Genomic DNA, 16,644 nt, shown 5'->3' with positions numbered 1-16,644 from the left:
TCGCGTATGCGTCTAGCCTATGTGTGGCTTCTCGCGGCGACCATACTCCTTTGCGTATCGCTTTTTGCTCGCAGCGCGCAGGCGCAAGGGGCGCGAAGTGGCTCGGTGCTGCACGTACTTCCCCTCGACTCGGAAGATGCCGACGAGCAAGCCGAAGCCCTCGGCGTAGCGTTACGCTCGCGCGCCCGCGAGAAATTGAGTCCGGTGGCCGATACGTCGCCATCGCTCGGGATGTTGCTCGCAGCACTGCGTTGCCCATCGCGACCCGATCCGACGTGCCTGCAGAAGATCGCCGATCAGTTGAAGACGGACCGCTTCATCTACGGACACGTGTCGAAGATGGGGCCGAGTGCCAGGGGACAGCTCACGGCGGAGATCCATCTCTTCATGCGCGGCAAGCCCGACGCATCGGTGAAGGAAGTCTTCAGCGACAACCTGAAAGATCAGAACGACGAGTACCTGCGGCGCATGGCCGCGCGCATCGTCGATCGCCTCACCGGCACCGCACCGCAGACCGCGACCATCACGCTGCGCGCAGGGCGTGCGGAAGGTGAAGTTTGGGTCGATGGTGCCGAGAAAGGGCGGCTGGAGAACGGTCGCTCGAGCCTCGAGCTCGCGGCGGGCCGCCATGTCATCGAGGTGCGCGCGTCGGGATACGCACCGGCACGCAAAGAGGTCACCGTGGTTGGCGGGACCGACGCCGACGTCGTCGTGCCTCTCGCCGTCGAAAGCGAGACGGGATCGAGCGCCGACGAAGGTGGTGGCACGAACACCCGAGCCATCGCGGGCTGGGCGCTCATCGGCGTGGGCGCAGCGGCAGGTGGCTTCGCGATTTACGAAGCTGCCCACTTCCTGAGCCTCAAGTCCGAGACGGAAGACTTTCGCGATGCCCATCAGATCGATGGGCAGAAGCCGAGCAAGGAAGCCATCTGCCAAGCGGGTCGTGGAGACCCCGCGCCGTGGGCCGGCTCCGATGCGGGGGCGGCGAAGGGCATCTGCGACAACTACGATTCGGCGAAGACGGCCTCGCTGCTCGGGATCGTGGGCGGGGCGGTGGCTGCGGTGAGCATCGGCGCGGGGGCGTACTTGCTTCTCACGGACACATCCGCGAAAAAGGATGCGCCCAAATCCGCCAACGGCCCGCGCCCGCCGCGTCGAGCGAGCGTGCAATTTTTGCCTCACTTTGCACCGCGTGAAGGCGGTGTGCGCGCCGGTTTCGACGTTCGCGTCGTTTTCTGATGCAGTTTTGGCCCCCTTCTGATGCAAAGTTACGCTCCTTGAACCTCGAAAGCCGCTTCCTCGCCCCCCTCGCTTTGCTCCTTGGACTCGCGTTGCCTGCCAAGGCGTCGGCGCAGACGCCTTTGGGCTCTGCGACCACGCAGCCCGCACCGCAGGCGAGGCCCGCGGCCCCGCCGGTCACTGCGACGCCCGCGGCGGGCTCACCGGCGGCCGCCCCCGCGGCAACGGTGCGCACGGTGCACGTCTTGGGGTTCGATTCGGACAACGCCGACGATCAAGTCGAGGCGCTCACCACGGCACTTCGCACCCGCGTGCGGGCGATGTCGAACTGGACGCTCGGCGGCGTCACCACGTCCCTCTCCATGGTGACGGCGGCGCTCAAGTGCCCGCAGCGCCCCGACACGGCGTGCACCCAGCGCATGGGCGACGAGTTCAAGGCCGATCGCGTGATGTACGGCTGGGTGAATCGCACCAGCCCGCGGGAAGTCACGGCCGAAGTGCACCTGTGGGTGCGCGGCGATCGGGAGATCGTGGCCAACGAGACATACCCGGACACGCTGACCGACGCCAAGGATCCCAAGCTGCAGGCGGTGGCCGATCGTCTGCTGGAAAAGCTGCTCGGGGAGCGGCCGCCGCCGCCGGTGGTCGCGCGCCCGAAGGAGCCCGTGATCGAGAAGAAGAAGGAAGAGGAGCCGAAGCCGCCGCCATCGCGTGGCGTGTCGGCCCGCACGGTCATCGGCTGGACGCTCATCGGCGTGGGCGTGGGCGCCGGCGTCTTCGGTGCAGTCGAAGGCGTGCGCTTTCTCTCGCTCCAGTCGGATAACAAGGACGACGCGAAAGATCCCAAGGCCCCGGCGGACTTCTGCAGTCCGCGCACGGACGCGTGCAGTCGCTACGAGGATGCGAAAACGGCGCGCACGTTGGAGTTCATCGGCATCGGCGCAGGCGTGGCCTTGGTCGGCACCGGCGTGGTTCTCCTTCTGACGGACCACAGCAAAGAGGCGGTGGCCAAGAACGGCCCGGCAAGCGGGTCCGGGGGTGAAAGCGCCTCGAGCAAGAGCAACGCGCGCAAGTGGAACGTCGCGCCGAGCGTGGGCCCGCGCGGCGGCGGCGTGAACTTGAACATGGCCTGGTGAGCCCCAGGCTCTAGGGGCTCGCGCTGCCGACCAAGTGCTCCATGCCGTAGTGGCCGGGTGGCTGGGTCGAGAGCCACTTGGCCGCACGGAGTGCGCCGTGGGCAAAGAGATCGCGGTTCGTGGCGCGGTGGGTGAGCTCGAGGCGCTCGCCGTCGCCGAGCAGGTACAAGGTGTGATCGCCGATGACGTCGCCCCCGCGGACGGCGTGCATGCCGATTTCCTCGCGGGAGCGCGCCGCGCGCAAATCCGGGCGGCGCCCGTGGACGAGCGACGCGGCGCCGCGCGCAGACTGCGCGATGGACGCAAGCTTCAAGGCCGTACCGCTCGGCGCATCGACCTTGCGTCGGTGGTGCGCTTCCACGAGCTCGAGGTCGAAGCCCGGGCCCAACATGGCAATGGCGCGCTCGATGAGGACACCGAGCACGTGCACGCCGATGCTCATGTTCGCCGCCGTGAAGACGGGTACCTTGCGGCTCGCCTCGTCGAGCGCACGCACCGCGGCGTCGTCGAGTCCCGTGGTGCCGCTCACGATGGAGACGCCGGCGCTGGGCGCGATCTCCGCGAGGCCTCGGGTGCCCGAGGGACTGGAGAACTCGATGGCCACGGCGCCGGGAAACGCGGCGAGCGCACTCATCGCGTCCCCTTGGTCGAGGACGGTGACCAACTCGATCTCGGGATCCTCATTGGCGAGACGCACCAACGTTTGCCCCATTTTTCCGGCCGACCCGACGATGGCCACCCGCGTCCGCGGCGCGTCGCTCATGCCGCCGATTCCCGGAGGTAGGCCTCGATCGTGGCCGCGACGCTGGTGCGCGTGGTCTCGCTCACGGGAGCGAGCGGACTGCGCACCACCTCTTTGATCTTCCCGCGCGCGGCGAGCGCCGCTTTCACGGGGCCGGGGTTCGCCTCGATGAACATCGACTCGTGCACCGGCAGCAGCGCCAGGTGCGCGGCGCGCGCACGGGCCAGATCGCCCGACAACGCCAGCGAGGTGGCCTGCGCGACCTGCTGCGGGAGCACATTGGAGGTGACGCTGATGACCCCGCGCCCGCCGGCGGCGATGATGGGCAGGGTGAGCGCGTCGTCGCCGCTGAGGATGGCAAAACGCGGCCCGAGGCGACGGGCCAACTCCTGCGTGCGCAGCACGTTGCCGGTGGCTTCCTTCGTGCCGATCACGTTGGAGGATTCCGACGCGATGCGCACCAACGTATCGGCGCTCAGATCGATGCCCGAGCGCGACGGGATGTTGTACACGATGAGCGGCACGGAGACGGCCTTGGCCAAGGCGAGGAAGTGCCGGCGAAGCCCTTCTTGCGTGGGCTTGTTGTAGTAGGGCACGACGCCCATCACCACGTCGACGCCCGCGCGCTCGGCGGCCTGGGCCAGGTCGATGGCCTCGCGGGTCGAGTTGGAGCCGACGCCGGCGATCACCTGCGCGCGTCCGCGGGCACGCTGCACGGTGCGGGCGATGACCTGCTCGTGCTCGTGGTGCGAAAGCGTGGGGCTCTCGCCCGTGGTGCCGCAGGGCACGAGTCCCTGAACTCCGCCGGCGATCTGCGCTTCGATCAGATCGTCGAAGGCCGCCCAGTCGATGGACTGCTCTTCGTCGTCCTTGAAGGGCGTAATCAGAGCCGTGTACGTGCCCGAAAGTTCGATTGTGGCCATCTTCTTGTCTTTCTCGGTCTCAGTCGAATACCGATCTTAAGGTGTCGCTCTCGAGCTGGTGGAAGAAATTGTCGCGAGCCGACACATCCGACAGCCACGCGGCATCCGCACCTTCGATGACACCGGTCTGAACCAGGTGGCCCAGACGACGCAGCCGGTGCACGTGCGCACGAATACGCGACTCCGCGTACTTGAGCGACGTGCCCGTCTTGATGATGAAGTTCCAATCACTCGATTGGAGCAGCAAGAGCTCTTGGATCGTTTGGTCGAGTGCGCGGCCCCGCTCACCGTCCACGTGCCGGTGGTTGCGCACGAGCCACGATACGTAGCGAGTCGCATGGTGGACGTGACGCCACGACCACGCGGCCTCGGGCCCAACCCACACTTCGCCGTAACCGCCCGCTCCCCACGACGATGCCGCCGGCGTGGCCTGCACCGACACGGGATGCCGCTCGAGGTACGCGCGCAAGGTGATGGCCTCCACCTCGCCCCGCGTGTTCGGCAGCTGCCGGAACACCGATTCGAGGAAGCGCGGTCCTTCGTACCACCAGTGGCCATAAAGCTCGGCGTCGTACGGCGCAACGATGATGGGCGCCGGCATGCGCGCCGAGAGGTGCTGGAGCTGCAGGGCGCGATTGAAGACGAAGTTGCCCGCGTGCTCCCAGGCAATCTGCCGGGCGATGCGGGGCTCGTACGGCTCCTTGTGCGACGTCTTGCCGGTGATGCGGTGGTACTTGATGCCGGTCATCAAGCGCGAGCCGTCGCCGGCGACCTCGCCCATCAATTCGCTTTCGGGCAGGTCGAAGCCGATGTCGCGGTAGAAGTCGCGGTAGTGCGGGTCGCCGGGGTAGCCCTCGTCGCGCGACCACACCTGGCGGCTCGACTCCGCATCGCGGGCGAAGAAGGCCACGCCTGCCGGCGAGACGATGGGCGCATGCACGCCAAACGGCGGGCGCGGACGCGCGAAGGTCACGCCGTGGGTGTCGACCAAGGTGAAGCCAATGCCCGCGGCGGCGATCTCGGCATCGAAGCTCGGGTGGTAGGCGCACTCGGCCAGCCACATGCCGGTCGGTTTGCGCCCGACGAGCTTTTCGAAGCCGCGCACCCCCAACTCGAGCTGCGGGCGAATGCCTTCGCGCGCCGGGAGCATGCCCGGCAGGTAACAATGCGTGGCCGCGCACGTGATGAGCTCGATGCGCCCCGCATCCCAATGCCGCACGAGGCCGCCGATGACATCGCCGCGGTGGCGGTCCCATACCTCGCGCACACGGGTGAGCTCCTCGCGGTAGAAGGTGGCGACGTGGGCGAAGCGTTCATCGCCCCAAAGCCGCTTCATCTCCCGTTCGGTGAGCGCTTCGAGGCGCGACAGATGGCCCTCGAAGCGCTCGCAGAGCAGCGGATCGCGCAGCATCGAGGCCAGCGGCGGCGTGATGCTCATGGTGAGCGCGAAATGCACGCCGTCGTCGGCCATTCGATCGAATGCGTCGAGCAGCGGCAGGTAACACTCGATCAGCGCTTCGTAAAACCAGCGCTCCTCGAGATGCCGAGCGTGCTCGGGATGTCGGACGAATGGGAGGTGCGCGTGCAGCACCAGCGCGAGGTATCCGTTCGGCATGGTTCTGCGTTGACGAGTAGCACGCCCGGAGCCACTTTTGGTGACGCGACGCTCTAAGGCACCGTCACCCAGATCTTGGGCTGGTTGGGGGCGCCGCCGCCGGAGTGGCAGCCCGATCGCTGGCAGGAGCCTCCCGAGGTTTCCCCGGCCCCATTGATCGTCTGGTTCATCAACTGGATGTTGGCCGTCGCCGTACCCGCGCGGACGCCAATTTTCGAGTCCTGGGGAATCTGCGCGAAAGCAGGATCTTTATCGGCCCGGATCCTGAAATTTCCGAGTTGATCCGTGTACGTGTTGACGGCCTTGCCGTTGGGGGCCCGGATCCGAACCTCCACCCCGGCGCCGACCGGGTTGAGCCCGTCGCGATCCTTGTAGATCGTGCCGCCAATGATGAAGCCAGGTCCCGTTCCGTTTCCAGGTGCATGGCAGCCCGAACGCACGCAATTTTCCCCCGCCGGGTTCGCATGCGTGTTTTTGACCGTGCTATCGCCCTCCGTGGCCGTGTAGGCAGGCGCTTCCAGAAATGCCGAGTTCGGCGACGGGTTACCGCCGGTATCCCCTCCCGTGCCGCTATCGTTGCTGCCCGGGCCCGGCCCGGCGTCGAATTTGTTCCCACCCGGAGTCTTGCCTGGATCGGATCCCCCGAGTTCTCCTGGATCGGGGGCACTGCAGGCCCAACCAGCGAGCCCAGCCGCCGCAAGCGCGCCTGCCAGGCCCAAAACCTTCGAAAAGAGACGCATTTCCATATCGTTCTCGCCGGGTTAGAGGGGTTTTCCAGGGCTCAGGAGCAAGGGCCGGGCCTGCTCGAACCGAGTTTTTTTCGCGAGCACGACGTTGCTTTACAAAGGGACGTCCATCCGTATACTCCCGCGTCCCCCAATCCCCCGCCGCTGTCCGCCCCTTCTGCTTGTCGCAAAAGGAACCAGGATCGTCGGCTTTTCAAGAGGGCTAAAGCATGTATGCGGTGATCAAGACAGGCGGAAAGCAGTACAAAGTCGCCCCCGGCGACAAGCTCCGCGTGGAGAAACTCCTGGGCGAAGTCGGCGATAAGGTGACGTTCGACGAGGTGCTGCTCGTTGCCGGTGACGGCGGCGAGTCGCTCAAAATCGGCCAGCCGCGCGTCGAAGGCGCGAAGGTCGAGGCGAAGATCACGGCGCAGGATCGCGCCAAGAAGATCATCATCTTCAAGTTCCGTCGTCGGAAGAACTACCGGCGCAAGTCCGGCCATCGCCAGCCGTTCACCGCTTTGGAAATCACTGGAATCACGGGAGGCTGAGAGACCGCCATGGCACACAAAAAAGGCGCAGGCAGCACGCGCAACGGGCGCGACTCCAACTCGCAACGTCGCGGCACCAAAGTTTACGGTGGTGAGAAGGTGACCGCCGGCAGCATCCTCGTACGCCAGGTCGGCACCACCATCGCCGCCGGGAAGAACGTGGGCGTCGGCAAGGACTACACGCTGTTCTCGCTCATCGATGGCGTGGTGAAGTACGAGTTCCGCACCAACACGCAGAAAAAGGTTTCCGTCTATCCCGCGGCCGCCGCCGCGGAGTGAAATCCTCGCCGAAGCTACTCGCCGTCGATCTGGACGGCACCCTCCTCGACGCGCACGGCAATCCGCATCCGCGTGATGCCGAAGCCCTCCGTGCGCTCGTCGAGCGAGGAACCCACGTCAGCATCATTACCGGGCGCCTGTATTCAGGCACCCGGGCGAGCGTGCTCACCCTCGGGCTTTCGGGTCCGACCGGCTGTGTCGATGGCAGCCACATGGTGAGCGCCGCGACGCACACGACGCTGATGCATCACGGAATCCAGGGCCCACACTCCGAAGCGTTGCGGCGCATTTTCGAGCGCGCTGCCCCAGCGACGTTCGTCTTTGCGCGCGACGCCATCGTGTACGACGAGACGGGCGACCCCTACCTAGGGTACGTCGCCACGTGGTCGAGCGATGTTCAGCGTTCGGTTCGCGTCTGCGAGCACGCCGTTTGGGAGGAGCGCGAGGGCATCACCGCCGTGGTGGCCGTGGGCACCGCCGACCAGATTTCGGAGGCGGCTTCCGGCATTCAAGACGAACTGCGGGATATCGCCCAGGTGGCGATGTTTCCGATTCGGCGCATTTTGGGCGCCTGGGGCCTCATCGTGCGGGCGAGCGGCGGGAACAAGGGTTCCGCGCTGGAGTGGATCGCCGAGCACCACGGCATTTCCCTGGAAGAGACCGTGAGTGTCGGGGATTGGCTGAACGACATTCCGATGCTCACCAAGGCGGGCCGCTCCTTTGCGATGGGCCAGGCCCCCGATGAAGTGAAAAATGCTGCCACCGACGTGCTCCCCGAGACGAGCGACGAGGGTGGCGGGGTGGCGCGTGTCGTCGAAGAGGCGTTCGGCATTCGAGTCTGAGCAATGCCTTAGGGCGTCGCCACCTGACGTAAGGTAGACTCGACCCCTATGTCCGAAGCTTCATTCGGGCCTCGCGGCCCTCATAGGCCTCATCAGCCATCGACTCCTCAGTCTGCGACCGGTTCATCCGGCGCACCGAAGCCCCCGATCCCCGGCACCGTGGCCATGCCCGCACAGCAGGGCCAGTATCCGCAGCAACAGCAGCAGCAGGGGTACGCGCCGCAAGGTTACCCGCAGCAGCAGCAAGGCTATTACCCGCAGCAGCAGGGGTACGGGCCACCGCAGCAGCAGAGCTATCCGCAGCCGTACGGGCAACCGCCGTACGTGCAGCAGCAGCCCTCGTATCCGCAGCAGCAAGGGTACGCCGCACAGCAGGGGTACGCGCAGCCACAGGCCTATGCGCCAGCGGCGAGCGATGCCTATGCGCAGCAGGGCTATGGCGCGCCATACCCGCAGCAGACGCCGTATGCGCAGCAAGGCTATGGCGCCCAGCCGTACCCGGGGTCGCACGCACACGCGGGGCACCCGTACCGCGAGCACGAGACCAGAGATCTGCTCCCCTGCCCCGTGTGCGGGCAGCCGTCGAACAGCATCAAGAAATACACGTACGCCAATTGGTTCGTGTTCCTCTTCGTCTTTTTCTACATGCAGCGGCGCACGGGCATCGCCTGCCCGCCCTGCACCCGCAAAGAGCTGCTGACGCGTGCAGCGGTGAACATCGTGACGGCCAACTTCGTGTGGCCCTTCATCGTGCTCCCGTGGCATTTGGTGCTCTTTTGCGCCTCGTACAGCAAAGGCCACTCGGCGGGGGTGCCGCATCTCTTTGCCAACGCCGCACGAAATCCCCCGCCTACGCAGCTATAATCGCCTACGGTTTCGGCGATGAGCAACACGCCGCGTTCGCCTTTCGACACGATCCCCGATCTCACGGAGGACACCACCGATCCGATCGATCGAGCCCTCGCACGCGATCCCGTGCTGCGCGATCTGCCGTCCGTGTTCCGCGATCCGATCAAGGACGCCCTGAGGACGCTGGATGAAACGTTGTTGGCCCACGCCATCGACGCACTGGATACCGACGGCGAGGCCAAGCCGGCCATCACTGCGGCAGCCATCGCGCTCCTCAAGTTGTTGAAGGGCGAGGGCCCCGTCTATCCCATCCCGGCGGCGCACGAAATGCCGCCGTCCGTGGCCCCGCCGAACCCCGTGGCACCGGGCGAGACGCTCATCACGCTGCCTGCGATCAAGTTCTGATCAGCTGCCCGCGAAGAAGATACCGCTGATCTGGTAGACGGCGAACGCGGCGACGTAGGCGATGACGTACGTGTAGCCGATGACGAAAAGGGGCCAGCGGATGCTCTTCGTTTCGCGGCGGATGGCCGCGACGGTGCTCATGCACTGGCACGCGAAGAGGAAGAAGGCGAGCAGCGCGAGGCCGGTGCGGACGGTGTACGCGGGGGCGCCGTCGGGCTTTTTGGCAACGCGCATGCGCTCGGAGAGCGGCGCCGGATCGTCGCTCACGTCCTCGATGCCGTAGATGATGCCCATGGTGCTGACCATCAGCTCGCGCGCGCCGAACGAGCCGATGAGGCCCGCGTTGATGCGCCAATCGAAACCCACCGGCGACGTGATGGGCTCGAGGGTGCGGCCCACCATCGCGCCGACGCTATGCTCGAGGGTCATCGTGCGGGCAGGCACCGACGGATCGTCCGCGATCGCCCCACGCGGGCCGAACGGAGCGGGCACGGTGAGCAAAACCCAGAGCACCGCGGAGGCGGCCAGAATGGTAGTGCCCACCTCCTTGAGGAAGCGACCCGACGCGCGCACCGTTTGACGAAGGAGCACGCGCGGTTGCGGCGCGCGGTAGGCGGGCATCTCCAGCACCAGCGGCAACGTGCGGCCGCTGGTGGCCGTGCGGCGCAGCACGAAGGACGCGATCAAGCCGGAGAAGATACCCGCGAAGTACAGGCCCACGAAGATGCAGGCCTTGAAGAAGGCGCTGCCCGCCGGGAAAAACGTGGTGAGCACCAGCGCGTACGTCGGAATGCGCGCCGAGCACGTCATGAGCGGCAGCACCAGGATCGTGGTGAGACGCTCGCGCGGATCGCGCACGATGCGCGTTGCCGAAATCGCGGGAACGGCGCACGCGTGGCCCATGAGCAGCGGGACGAACGAGCGACCGCTCAACCCGAGAAGGCGCAGCAGCCGATCGACGAGGAATGCGCCCCGCGCGAGGTAGCCCGTCGCCTCGAGCAGCTCCATCGCCACGGTGAGGATCACGATCTGCGGCATGAACGCGAGCACGGTTCCCGCACCGCCCAAAAGGCCATCCGCCACGAACGACGCGAGAAGACCTTCGCCCAGGAGCTTCGACGCGCGCGCCCCGAGCGCGCCCATGGCCGCGTCGAGCAGGTTCGTCGTCGGATCGGCCACGAGGAAGACCGCGGCGAACACCAGCGCCATGATCGATAGAAAAAGGATGGGCCCCAGCACGGGGTGCAAAAGCCAATGATCGGCGCGGGAGGTGAACTCGCGCCGTCGTCGCGCCGCGGAGCTCGCGGATTCCACGTCGGAGATCACTTTGGAGGCGACCGCATCGGGTTCCCACGAAGGCTTCCCACGCCATGCGCCATCCCAATCGCGCTCGAGCTCCTTGGCCGCCGCCTCACGCACCTTGGCCGACGTCGCGGGATCGCGCGCGCTGACCGCGAGCACCGGCAGCCCAATGGCCTCGGAAAGCGCGTGCACGTCCAAGGAGCGGCCTTGCGCATCGAGCACGTCGCTCTGCGAAACCACGACGAGAAGGCGGAAGGGACGCGCGGAGAGCTCGCGCGTCAGGCGCAAGCCCAACGCGAGCTGCGTGGCGTCGATCACCTGGACCACGAGCAGATGCCGCTCCTCGGCCACGGCCTGATCGAGAACGCGGCGTGCAATGCCCTCGTCCGTGGCCGGATCGATCACCGATTCGAGCGTGTAAAACCCGGGCAGATCGGCCATGGATACGGCGAGGCCGCCAGGAAGCGTGATGTCGGCCTCCAAGATGTCGACGGTGATCCCAGGAAAATTGCCGACGTGGGCGCGCGCACCGGTCACCGCATTGTAGAGCGACGACTTGCCCGAATTTGGCCGGCCCACGAGGGCGACCAATGGCTTGCCATGCGAAGCGGCCGCCGCGTCCTTGGATCCCACGGCCTCGCCGTGACAGGGCGTCGCACTCATGGGTGTGCCTCCTCGACGCGGATCGAGCGCGCGAGCTGCCGGTTCAACGCGAACTCGCCCCCGGCGCCCGTGCGCACGTGAATCGGGCCGCCAAAAAGGGCGCGGCGCAGCACGGTCACGCGGACGCCCTCGTGGATGCCCACGGCGCGAAGCCACTCGACGAAGTCGTGTTCCAGCTCCAACGCGACGACCCGCACCGTCACGCCCACGTGGGTCTCGCCGAGAAATAAGGGAGGTGCGACGCTCATGGAGGGCTGTTGAAAACCACTTTCAATAGCGAAAAGGTAGTCCCGCGGTCCTATCACGGCAAGGTCGTCGAGGCATATGGCGACGACTCTTCTAGTCTTCGCACTCTTCGCACTCTTCGGCGAGGAAGCTCCGGAGCGGCACGACGGGAAGCTGTGCGTCCGTGATGGCGGCCAGCACCGCAGGCAGGGCTTTGACGCCGGCCGGCTCGTGGGTGCCCCGCTCCGCGGCGTCGTGCAAAAGAACGATGGCACCGTCACGCAGCCCGCGACGGATACGGCGCACCACGTGCTCGGCATCGGCGCGCGCGAGCCCGTCGTGCCCGCTCACGCTCCACCCGATGACGGTGAGGTCCATGGCGTCGGCCACCCGCGCGATGATGGGGTTCGTGTGGCCGATCGGCGGACGAAACAGCGCGGGGGCCTCGCCGAGGATATCGGCGAGCACCTGCATGGCGTGCGCGAGATCGTCGCGGACGCGCCGCTCGCTACGCAGGGAAAAGAGACGGTCGTGCGCGTAGGAGTGCAGCCCCACGGAGTGGCCGCGGGCGAGGATCTCGCGCACGAGTTGCGGGTGCTGCTCGGCTTTCTTGCCGATGACGAAGAACGTCGCCACGGCATTCGCGCGCTCGAGTGCATCGAGCACGCGCGGCGTCCACTCCGGATCGGGCCCATCGTCGAAGGTGAGCACCACACCGCGCGCGCGGGGCGGGCCAGCGATGATCGCGTCCACGTATGCACGCCACCGCAAGACGAAGACGCCGCCGAGGATCAAACCGACATACGCGAGCGCGACGCAGGCCGACACCCAGAGCGGTGGCGTGGCGATGAGCATGGCGCGCACGGAAAAGAGCACCGCGCCCAAGCTGGCCGCGTAAAGAAGAAGCCGAAACGGCGGCATCAGAGGCACTCCGGTTTGACGCGCCGGATGCCGTCGGCGCCGACGATGAACATGGGATCGCAGTTCTCGGACTTGTCGGGTCGCGGTGGAGCGCTCGCCGAGGCCGAAGGGCGCACCCGCGGCGGTGCAGAAGCCGAAGGCGGTGGCCGCACGGCTTTCGCCTTCGGCGCCTCCGCATCGGGGGCAAGAGGAGGAGGCGCCGGCTCGGGCGGTGCCGCGTGCGCGGAGGATGCAACGAGCACCGGCGCCGACGCGGCCGCCGACGCAACGGAGGGCGCGGGCGGGCTCGGCTCGGGTGAGACGGTGCGGGCCCGCAGCGCGAAGGTCGAAAGGCCCGCCATGCCCAGCACCGCGGCCGATGCAATGGCGACCGTGCGTCCCCGCTTCGGTTTGCGCGCGACCGGTGTGGGCTCGAACAACGGTGTCTGAGCCCGGGGCGCATGCACCGTCAAAGTCCCCGCCGCCTCGTTCACCACGGGCGAGGCCACCGCCCGCAAGCTTCCATCGGGCCCGGCCCCCTCGATTTGCGCGATGAGGGCCGCGCGATCGCGGAGCAGATGCCCCGCGTGCTCGCGCACGTACTCGGCGACGACGTGCTGCTCCGCCGGCGGCAGCACGGCGCGAAGGGCCGAAGCCATCTCCCCGCACGAGGGGAAGCGCTCCTCCGGATTGCGCGAGAGCCCGCGCAGCACGATGGCCTCGAGCTCCGGCCGCACCTCGCGCGCGAAGCGACTCGGCGCAATCACCACGCCCTCGAGAACCTTGGCCACGATGGCGCCCTCGCTCGCCGCGTCGAAAAGCCGCTGGCCGGTGAGCAGCTCCCACAGCACGACCGCCGCGCCGTACACGTCGGTCCGAGACGAGACGGCGTCGTTCAACACCTGCTCCGGTGCCATGTACCGCAGCTTGCCCTTTACCCTGCCCTCGCGCGTGGTTTGCAGGCGCACGGCGGCTTTCGCAATGCCGAAGTCCAACACGCGCGAACGCCCGTCCTCGCCGACGATCACGTTTTGCGGAGAGACATCGCGGTGCACGATGAATAAAGGCTCGCCTCCTTCGTCCGTGGCATCGTGCGCAGCTTGGAGGCCCTCGAGCACGTTCACCAAAATGGTGCTCACGATCGGCAAGGGCATCCGCGCCTCGGCCTCGCGCGCGCGCGACTCGAGGAAGGACAGGGAGACGCCGTGCACGTACTCCATGACCAACAGCAGCTCGTGCCCGTGCTGGGCCGCGGCCAGCGTCGCCACGATGTTCGGGTGCCGAACTCGTGCGCTGAGGCGCGCTTCGTCCATGAACATGGCGTGCGCACCCGTCATCTCGACCACGTGGGGGTGGAGCCGTTTGATGGCCACCGTGCGCAAAAGGCCATTTTCCTCGACCATCTGGCCGAGGTACACGGACGCCATCCCGCCGGAGGCAATTTTTTCATGGAGTACGTACCGGTCGATACGTCTCACAATTGGTACCCTATCACGCCATGAGCCAATCGACGACGCTCACCCTCATCGACCGCCGGCGGGCCAGCCTGCCGTCCCTCGTCCTGGTGGCCAACATGGCGAGCACGCAGGAAGTGTCGCGTCCGTTCGGGTTGGCCCCCTTGGTCGTGGGCACGGGGAACGATTGCGATCTCATCGTGACCGATCCTGCGGTGTCCCGGCGTCACTGTCTGTTCCGCATCACGCCGCAGGGCATACTCGTCCGCGATCTTCAAAGCAAGAATGGGACGTTCGTCAGCAACATCCGCGTCCAGGAAGCTTACGTGGCGCCGGGCCACGTTCTGCAAATCGGCGGGGTGAGCTTGCGCATCCGTGTCACGGGCGAGCCATCGGAAATTCCGCTCTGGCCGGAGGCGAGCTTCGGCGGCGCGCTCGGAGGTTCCACCGTGATGCGTGCGCTCTTTCACCGGCTGTATCAGGCCGCGCAATCGCCCGAGTTGGTGCTGTTGCGCGGTGAGTCGGGCACCGGCAAAGAGCTTTTGGCCCGGGCCATCCACGATGTGAGTCCGCGCGCGGATGGACCGTTCGTCATCTTCGACACGGCGGCCATCACGCCGGCGCTCTTCGAAGCGGAGCTCTTCGGTCACGTGCGAGGAGCCTTCACCGGCGCCGACACGGACCGCACGGGCATCCTCGCCACCGCCGACGGGGGCACGCTCTTTCTCGACGAAATTGGCGAGCTGCCGCTCGATCAGCAACCGAAGCTGCTGCGGGCCCTCGAGACGAAGCAGTACCGTCCCGTCGGTTCCAATGAATGGCGAAGCTTCGATGCCCGGATCGTTGCGGCGACCCATCGCGATCTTCACGCGGCGGTCGCCGCGGGCGAGTTTCGGCAGGATCTGTACTTTCGCCTCGCGGTGTTCGAGTGCATGGTGCCACCGCTGCGCGAACGCACGGACGACATCGAGTTGCTCGTGGAGCGATTTCTCGCGTCGGAGATCCCCGCGCGCACTGTGCTCGACTTGCCGCATGGCGCCTTGGAAATGCTGGCCAGTCACCATTGGCCGGGCAATGTGCGCGAGTTGCGAAACACGGTGTCGCGGCTCCTGCTCTTTCCGCACATGGGCGAGCGCGCATTGGAATTTCACGGCGTGGAGGGCGAAGCGAGGCGCGACTTCGATGCGCTGCTCGGGATGCCATGGCGCGATGCGCGCGAGCGCGTGATCGATCGGTTCGAGGCGAGTTACCTGCGCGAGAAGCTGCACGCGCACGAGGGCAACGTGGCCCGTGCGGCCACGGACATGGGGATTTCGCGCCAGTTGGTGCACCGCTTGATGGTGCGCCACGGCGTCCGTTGACGGAGGGTCAGCGAAACGGAACCGTGAGCGCGACGGAACGGGGCCCGAGGGCGAGGGTCGCAGTGGCTTTCGACGGCGACTCGCGCGGCCAGAGGACGATGGCCACGCCAATGGAGGCGACACCGGCTGCGGCCACACCGCCGGCGACCCACCACAAGGTGCGAATCGAGTCGATGTCCGCCTGATCGCAGTAGGGAGCACACGAATCGCGCAAGGATTCGCGGTCGGCGTAGCCCTTGATCGCGAGCCCTCCCGCCGTCGCCAGCGCCGCCACGCCGATGCCGCCGAGGACGTACGACGGCGTGCGGCTCGCGCGTTCGGCGGGCCGCGGCGCCGGTGCGGGGGGCGGAGCATCCACGGGCGCGAGAACGACATGCACCACGTGATCGCGTTCGCCGACGTGAAACTCGGCGCGCACCTCCGCAGGGAAATAGCCTTGGCGCTCGAACCGAAACACGTGTCGCCCTGGCTCTACGAGAATCGACGAATCATCCGCCGCGCCGTCGATGGCATGCCCATCGATGGATACGCGAACTCCCCCGAGCGACCGTTCCTCGGTATCGCGCACGAAAAAGCGCGCGGTGGGCATGAGGTGCGCGAGCTCGTCCCGCCACTTCGCACAATCCTCGGCGAGCTTCTCGGGGCAGGTTTCCTCGCACACGAGAAGCTCGGCCCGCGCGGCGGAGAGCCGCTCTTCGCGCCGCAGCACCTGCGCGGCTTCGTACGAGGCGGCGCAGCGCGCCTTGTTGGAATCGGTCGGCTCCGCGGCATGGGCAACCGACACGCAAAGGAGGGTCGCCCCCGCGCTCACGCTCCACCTGCCGATCCCCGTTCGCATTGGAGCGAGGCATCCTAGAGCACTGCTCGGGTAAGCGAGACGAAGAAAAGCCGCAGAAAGCCTCTATCGTTTCGTGCGCTTTCCCGGCAAAACGTCGGCGGCGTCGTCCTCGTCGTCCTCGCTGGAGGCGATGCGGGTCTTGGGGCCGTCTTTTTTCGTAGCCAGACGCGGCTTCGACTCCGTCTTGCCCTCGCCCGCGGGCTCCGGTGTGTTGTCCGCCGAGTAGAAACCGGCCAGGACGGCGGCAATGAGCGGGAGGGAGGTGGCAGGAAGCTCCGACACCGAGCCGGCGCCCGCGCCAAAGCCCGAAAGGTCCACATCGAGCTGAAGCCACCGGCGCATGGCGTACATGAGGCCCCCGGCCACGAGTGCGCCAAAGCCGGCCTTGAGGCCCGCCTCGATTTGTCCTCCCTGCGCCCAGATGGGCTTGCCCGCGACCAACCCCACGATGACACCCGTAGCCGCCGCGAAAACGTAGGCGAGCGCCGGTGAAAACAACGTCAAACCGAGCCCCTTCACGACGACGGCGGCGACGAGCGAGCCCATCACGAGCCCCAAGACGAGGCCGACGAAGAGGCGTTTGATCATGGCGATT

The 16,644-nt window shown here is 66.9% G+C and carries 18 protein-coding genes; 8 read left to right on the top strand and 10 right to left on the bottom strand.

Annotated features, from left to right (window positions below; genetic code table 11):
- Window positions 1-6: 6 nt before the first annotated feature.
- Window positions 7-1,239, top strand: a complete 1,233-nt coding sequence (locus tag LZC95_52600; GenBank protein WXA95051.1) for a PEGA domain-containing protein — start codon at window positions 7-9, stop codon at window positions 1,237-1,239.
- A gap of 38 nt (window positions 1,240-1,277) precedes the next feature.
- Window positions 1,278-2,375 (top strand): hypothetical protein, encoded by a 1,098-nt coding sequence (locus LZC95_52595; GenBank protein WXA95050.1) that lies wholly within the window; start codon window positions 1,278-1,280, stop codon window positions 2,373-2,375.
- Between the two features lie 10 nt (window positions 2,376-2,385).
- Here LZC95_52595 and dapB read toward each other — a convergent pair whose 3' ends face one another.
- Genes dapB through LZC95_52575 form a run of 4 tightly spaced genes read right to left on the bottom strand, consistent with a single transcriptional unit; the run spans window position 2,386 to window position 6,395 of the window.
- A complete protein-coding gene (gene dapB, locus LZC95_52590; GenBank protein WXA95049.1) occupies window positions 2,386-3,138 on the bottom strand; it encodes a 4-hydroxy-tetrahydrodipicolinate reductase in 753 nt (250 codons plus the stop codon).
- Window positions 3,135-4,040: a 4-hydroxy-tetrahydrodipicolinate synthase gene (dapA, locus tag LZC95_52585; GenBank protein WXA95048.1), complete on the bottom strand. Its 906-nt coding sequence runs from the start codon at window positions 4,038-4,040 to the stop codon at window positions 3,135-3,137. Before dapA ends, dapB begins: the two co-directional genes overlap by 4 nt.
- A 19-nt stretch (window positions 4,041-4,059) precedes the next feature.
- On the bottom strand, window positions 4,060-5,655 hold the full coding sequence (locus tag LZC95_52580; protein ID WXA95047.1) for a DUF1957 domain-containing protein: 1,596 nt from the start codon (window positions 5,653-5,655) through the stop codon (window positions 4,060-4,062).
- 53 nt (window positions 5,656-5,708) lie between these two features.
- Complete coding sequence (locus LZC95_52575) at window positions 5,709-6,395, bottom strand: hypothetical protein (protein WXA95046.1); 687 nt, start codon at window positions 6,393-6,395, stop codon at window positions 5,709-5,711.
- A 215-nt stretch (window positions 6,396-6,610) separates the two neighbouring features.
- Here LZC95_52575 and rplU point away from each other — a divergent pair, with 215 nt between their 5' ends.
- From rplU to LZC95_52550, 5 genes are all read left to right on the top strand, one after another.
- A complete protein-coding gene (rplU, locus tag LZC95_52570; protein ID WXA95045.1) occupies window positions 6,611-6,931 on the top strand; it encodes a 50S ribosomal protein L21 in 321 nt (106 codons plus the stop codon).
- A 9-nt stretch (window positions 6,932-6,940) separates the two neighbouring features.
- Window positions 6,941-7,210 (top strand): 50S ribosomal protein L27, encoded by a 270-nt coding sequence (rpmA, locus tag LZC95_52565; GenBank protein ID WXA95044.1) that lies wholly within the window; start codon window positions 6,941-6,943, stop codon window positions 7,208-7,210.
- On the top strand, window positions 7,207-8,052 hold the full coding sequence (locus LZC95_52560) for an HAD hydrolase family protein (GenBank protein WXA95043.1): 846 nt from the start codon (window positions 7,207-7,209) through the stop codon (window positions 8,050-8,052). The genes rpmA and LZC95_52560 overlap by 4 nt, the downstream gene beginning before the upstream one ends.
- Window positions 8,053-8,211: 159 nt before the next feature.
- Window positions 8,212-8,916, top strand: a complete 705-nt coding sequence (locus tag LZC95_52555; GenBank protein WXA95042.1) for a hypothetical protein — start codon at window positions 8,212-8,214, stop codon at window positions 8,914-8,916.
- A gap of 18 nt (window positions 8,917-8,934) precedes the next feature.
- Complete coding sequence (locus tag LZC95_52550; protein WXA95041.1) at window positions 8,935-9,306, top strand: hypothetical protein; 372 nt, start codon at window positions 8,935-8,937, stop codon at window positions 9,304-9,306.
- Here LZC95_52550 and LZC95_52545 read toward each other — a convergent pair whose 3' ends face one another.
- The 4 genes from LZC95_52545 to LZC95_52530 form a co-directional block, all read right to left on the bottom strand.
- Window positions 9,307-11,271: a ferrous iron transporter B gene (locus LZC95_52545; protein WXA95040.1), complete on the bottom strand. Its 1,965-nt coding sequence runs from the start codon at window positions 11,269-11,271 to the stop codon at window positions 9,307-9,309.
- Complete coding sequence (locus LZC95_52540; GenBank protein WXA95039.1) at window positions 11,268-11,519, bottom strand: FeoA domain-containing protein; 252 nt, start codon at window positions 11,517-11,519, stop codon at window positions 11,268-11,270. Before LZC95_52540 ends, LZC95_52545 begins: the two co-directional genes overlap by 4 nt.
- A 91-nt stretch (window positions 11,520-11,610) precedes the next feature.
- On the bottom strand, window positions 11,611-12,417 hold the full coding sequence (locus LZC95_52535) for a polysaccharide deacetylase family protein (protein ID WXA95038.1): 807 nt from the start codon (window positions 12,415-12,417) through the stop codon (window positions 11,611-11,613).
- Window positions 12,417-13,874, bottom strand: a complete 1,458-nt coding sequence (locus LZC95_52530) for a serine/threonine protein kinase (protein WXA95037.1) — start codon at window positions 13,872-13,874, stop codon at window positions 12,417-12,419. Before LZC95_52530 ends, LZC95_52535 begins: the two co-directional genes overlap by 1 nt.
- 20 nt (window positions 13,875-13,894) lie before the next feature.
- Between LZC95_52530 and LZC95_52525 the strand changes: the two genes are divergently transcribed.
- Window positions 13,895-15,211 (top strand): sigma 54-interacting transcriptional regulator, encoded by a 1,317-nt coding sequence (locus LZC95_52525; protein ID WXA95036.1) that lies wholly within the window; start codon window positions 13,895-13,897, stop codon window positions 15,209-15,211.
- 7 nt (window positions 15,212-15,218) lie between these two features.
- Here the strand turns inward: LZC95_52525 and LZC95_52520 are convergent, their stop codons facing one another.
- Together LZC95_52520 and LZC95_52515 are read right to left on the bottom strand one after the other, a co-directional pair.
- Window positions 15,219-16,049: a hypothetical protein gene (locus LZC95_52520; protein WXA95035.1), complete on the bottom strand. Its 831-nt coding sequence runs from the start codon at window positions 16,047-16,049 to the stop codon at window positions 15,219-15,221.
- A 63-nt stretch (window positions 16,050-16,112) separates the two neighbouring features.
- Entirely contained in the window at window positions 16,113-16,637 is a 525-nt protein-coding gene (locus LZC95_52515) for a hypothetical protein (protein ID WXA95034.1), read from the bottom strand.
- Between the last annotated feature and the right edge of the window lie 7 nt (window positions 16,638-16,644).

This window comes from Sorangiineae bacterium MSr12523 (assembly GCA_037157775.1).
GTDB classification, from domain to species: domain Bacteria; phylum Myxococcota_A; class Polyangia; order Polyangiales; family Polyangiaceae; genus Pendulispora; species Pendulispora brunnea.
The sequence above is the reverse complement of the archived record's forward strand: the minus strand, read 5'-3'. Positions and strand labels throughout refer to the sequence as shown.

Coding starts and splice junctions, on each gene's coding strand:
- LZC95_52575 (WXA95046.1), bottom strand. CDS start 6,395: ATGCGTCTCTTTTCGAAGGTTTTGGGCCTGGCAGGCGCGCTTGCGGCG.
- LZC95_52580 (WXA95047.1), bottom strand. CDS start 5,655: ATGCCGAACGGATACCTCGCGCTGGTGCTGCACGCGCACCTCCCATTC.
- LZC95_52520 (WXA95035.1), bottom strand. CDS start 16,049: ATGCGAACGGGGATCGGCAGGTGGAGCGTGAGCGCGGGGGCGACCCTC.
- LZC95_52515 (WXA95034.1), bottom strand. CDS start 16,637: ATGATCAAACGCCTCTTCGTCGGCCTCGTCTTGGGGCTCGTGATGGGC.
- LZC95_52525 (WXA95036.1), top strand. CDS start 13,895: ATGAGCCAATCGACGACGCTCACCCTCATCGACCGCCGGCGGGCCAGC.
- rplU (WXA95045.1), top strand. CDS start 6,611: ATGTATGCGGTGATCAAGACAGGCGGAAAGCAGTACAAAGTCGCCCCC.
- dapA (WXA95048.1), bottom strand. CDS start 4,040: ATGGCCACAATCGAACTTTCGGGCACGTACACGGCTCTGATTACGCCC.
- rpmA (WXA95044.1), top strand. CDS start 6,941: ATGGCACACAAAAAAGGCGCAGGCAGCACGCGCAACGGGCGCGACTCC.
- LZC95_52535 (WXA95038.1), bottom strand. CDS start 12,417: ATGCCGCCGTTTCGGCTTCTTCTTTACGCGGCCAGCTTGGGCGCGGTG.
- LZC95_52600 (WXA95051.1), top strand. CDS start 7: ATGCGTCTAGCCTATGTGTGGCTTCTCGCGGCGACCATACTCCTTTGC.
- LZC95_52540 (WXA95039.1), bottom strand. CDS start 11,519: ATGAGCGTCGCACCTCCCTTATTTCTCGGCGAGACCCACGTGGGCGTG.
- LZC95_52545 (WXA95040.1), bottom strand. CDS start 11,271: ATGAGTGCGACGCCCTGTCACGGCGAGGCCGTGGGATCCAAGGACGCG.
- LZC95_52550 (WXA95041.1), top strand. CDS start 8,935: ATGAGCAACACGCCGCGTTCGCCTTTCGACACGATCCCCGATCTCACG.
- dapB (WXA95049.1), bottom strand. CDS start 3,138: ATGAGCGACGCGCCGCGGACGCGGGTGGCCATCGTCGGGTCGGCCGGA.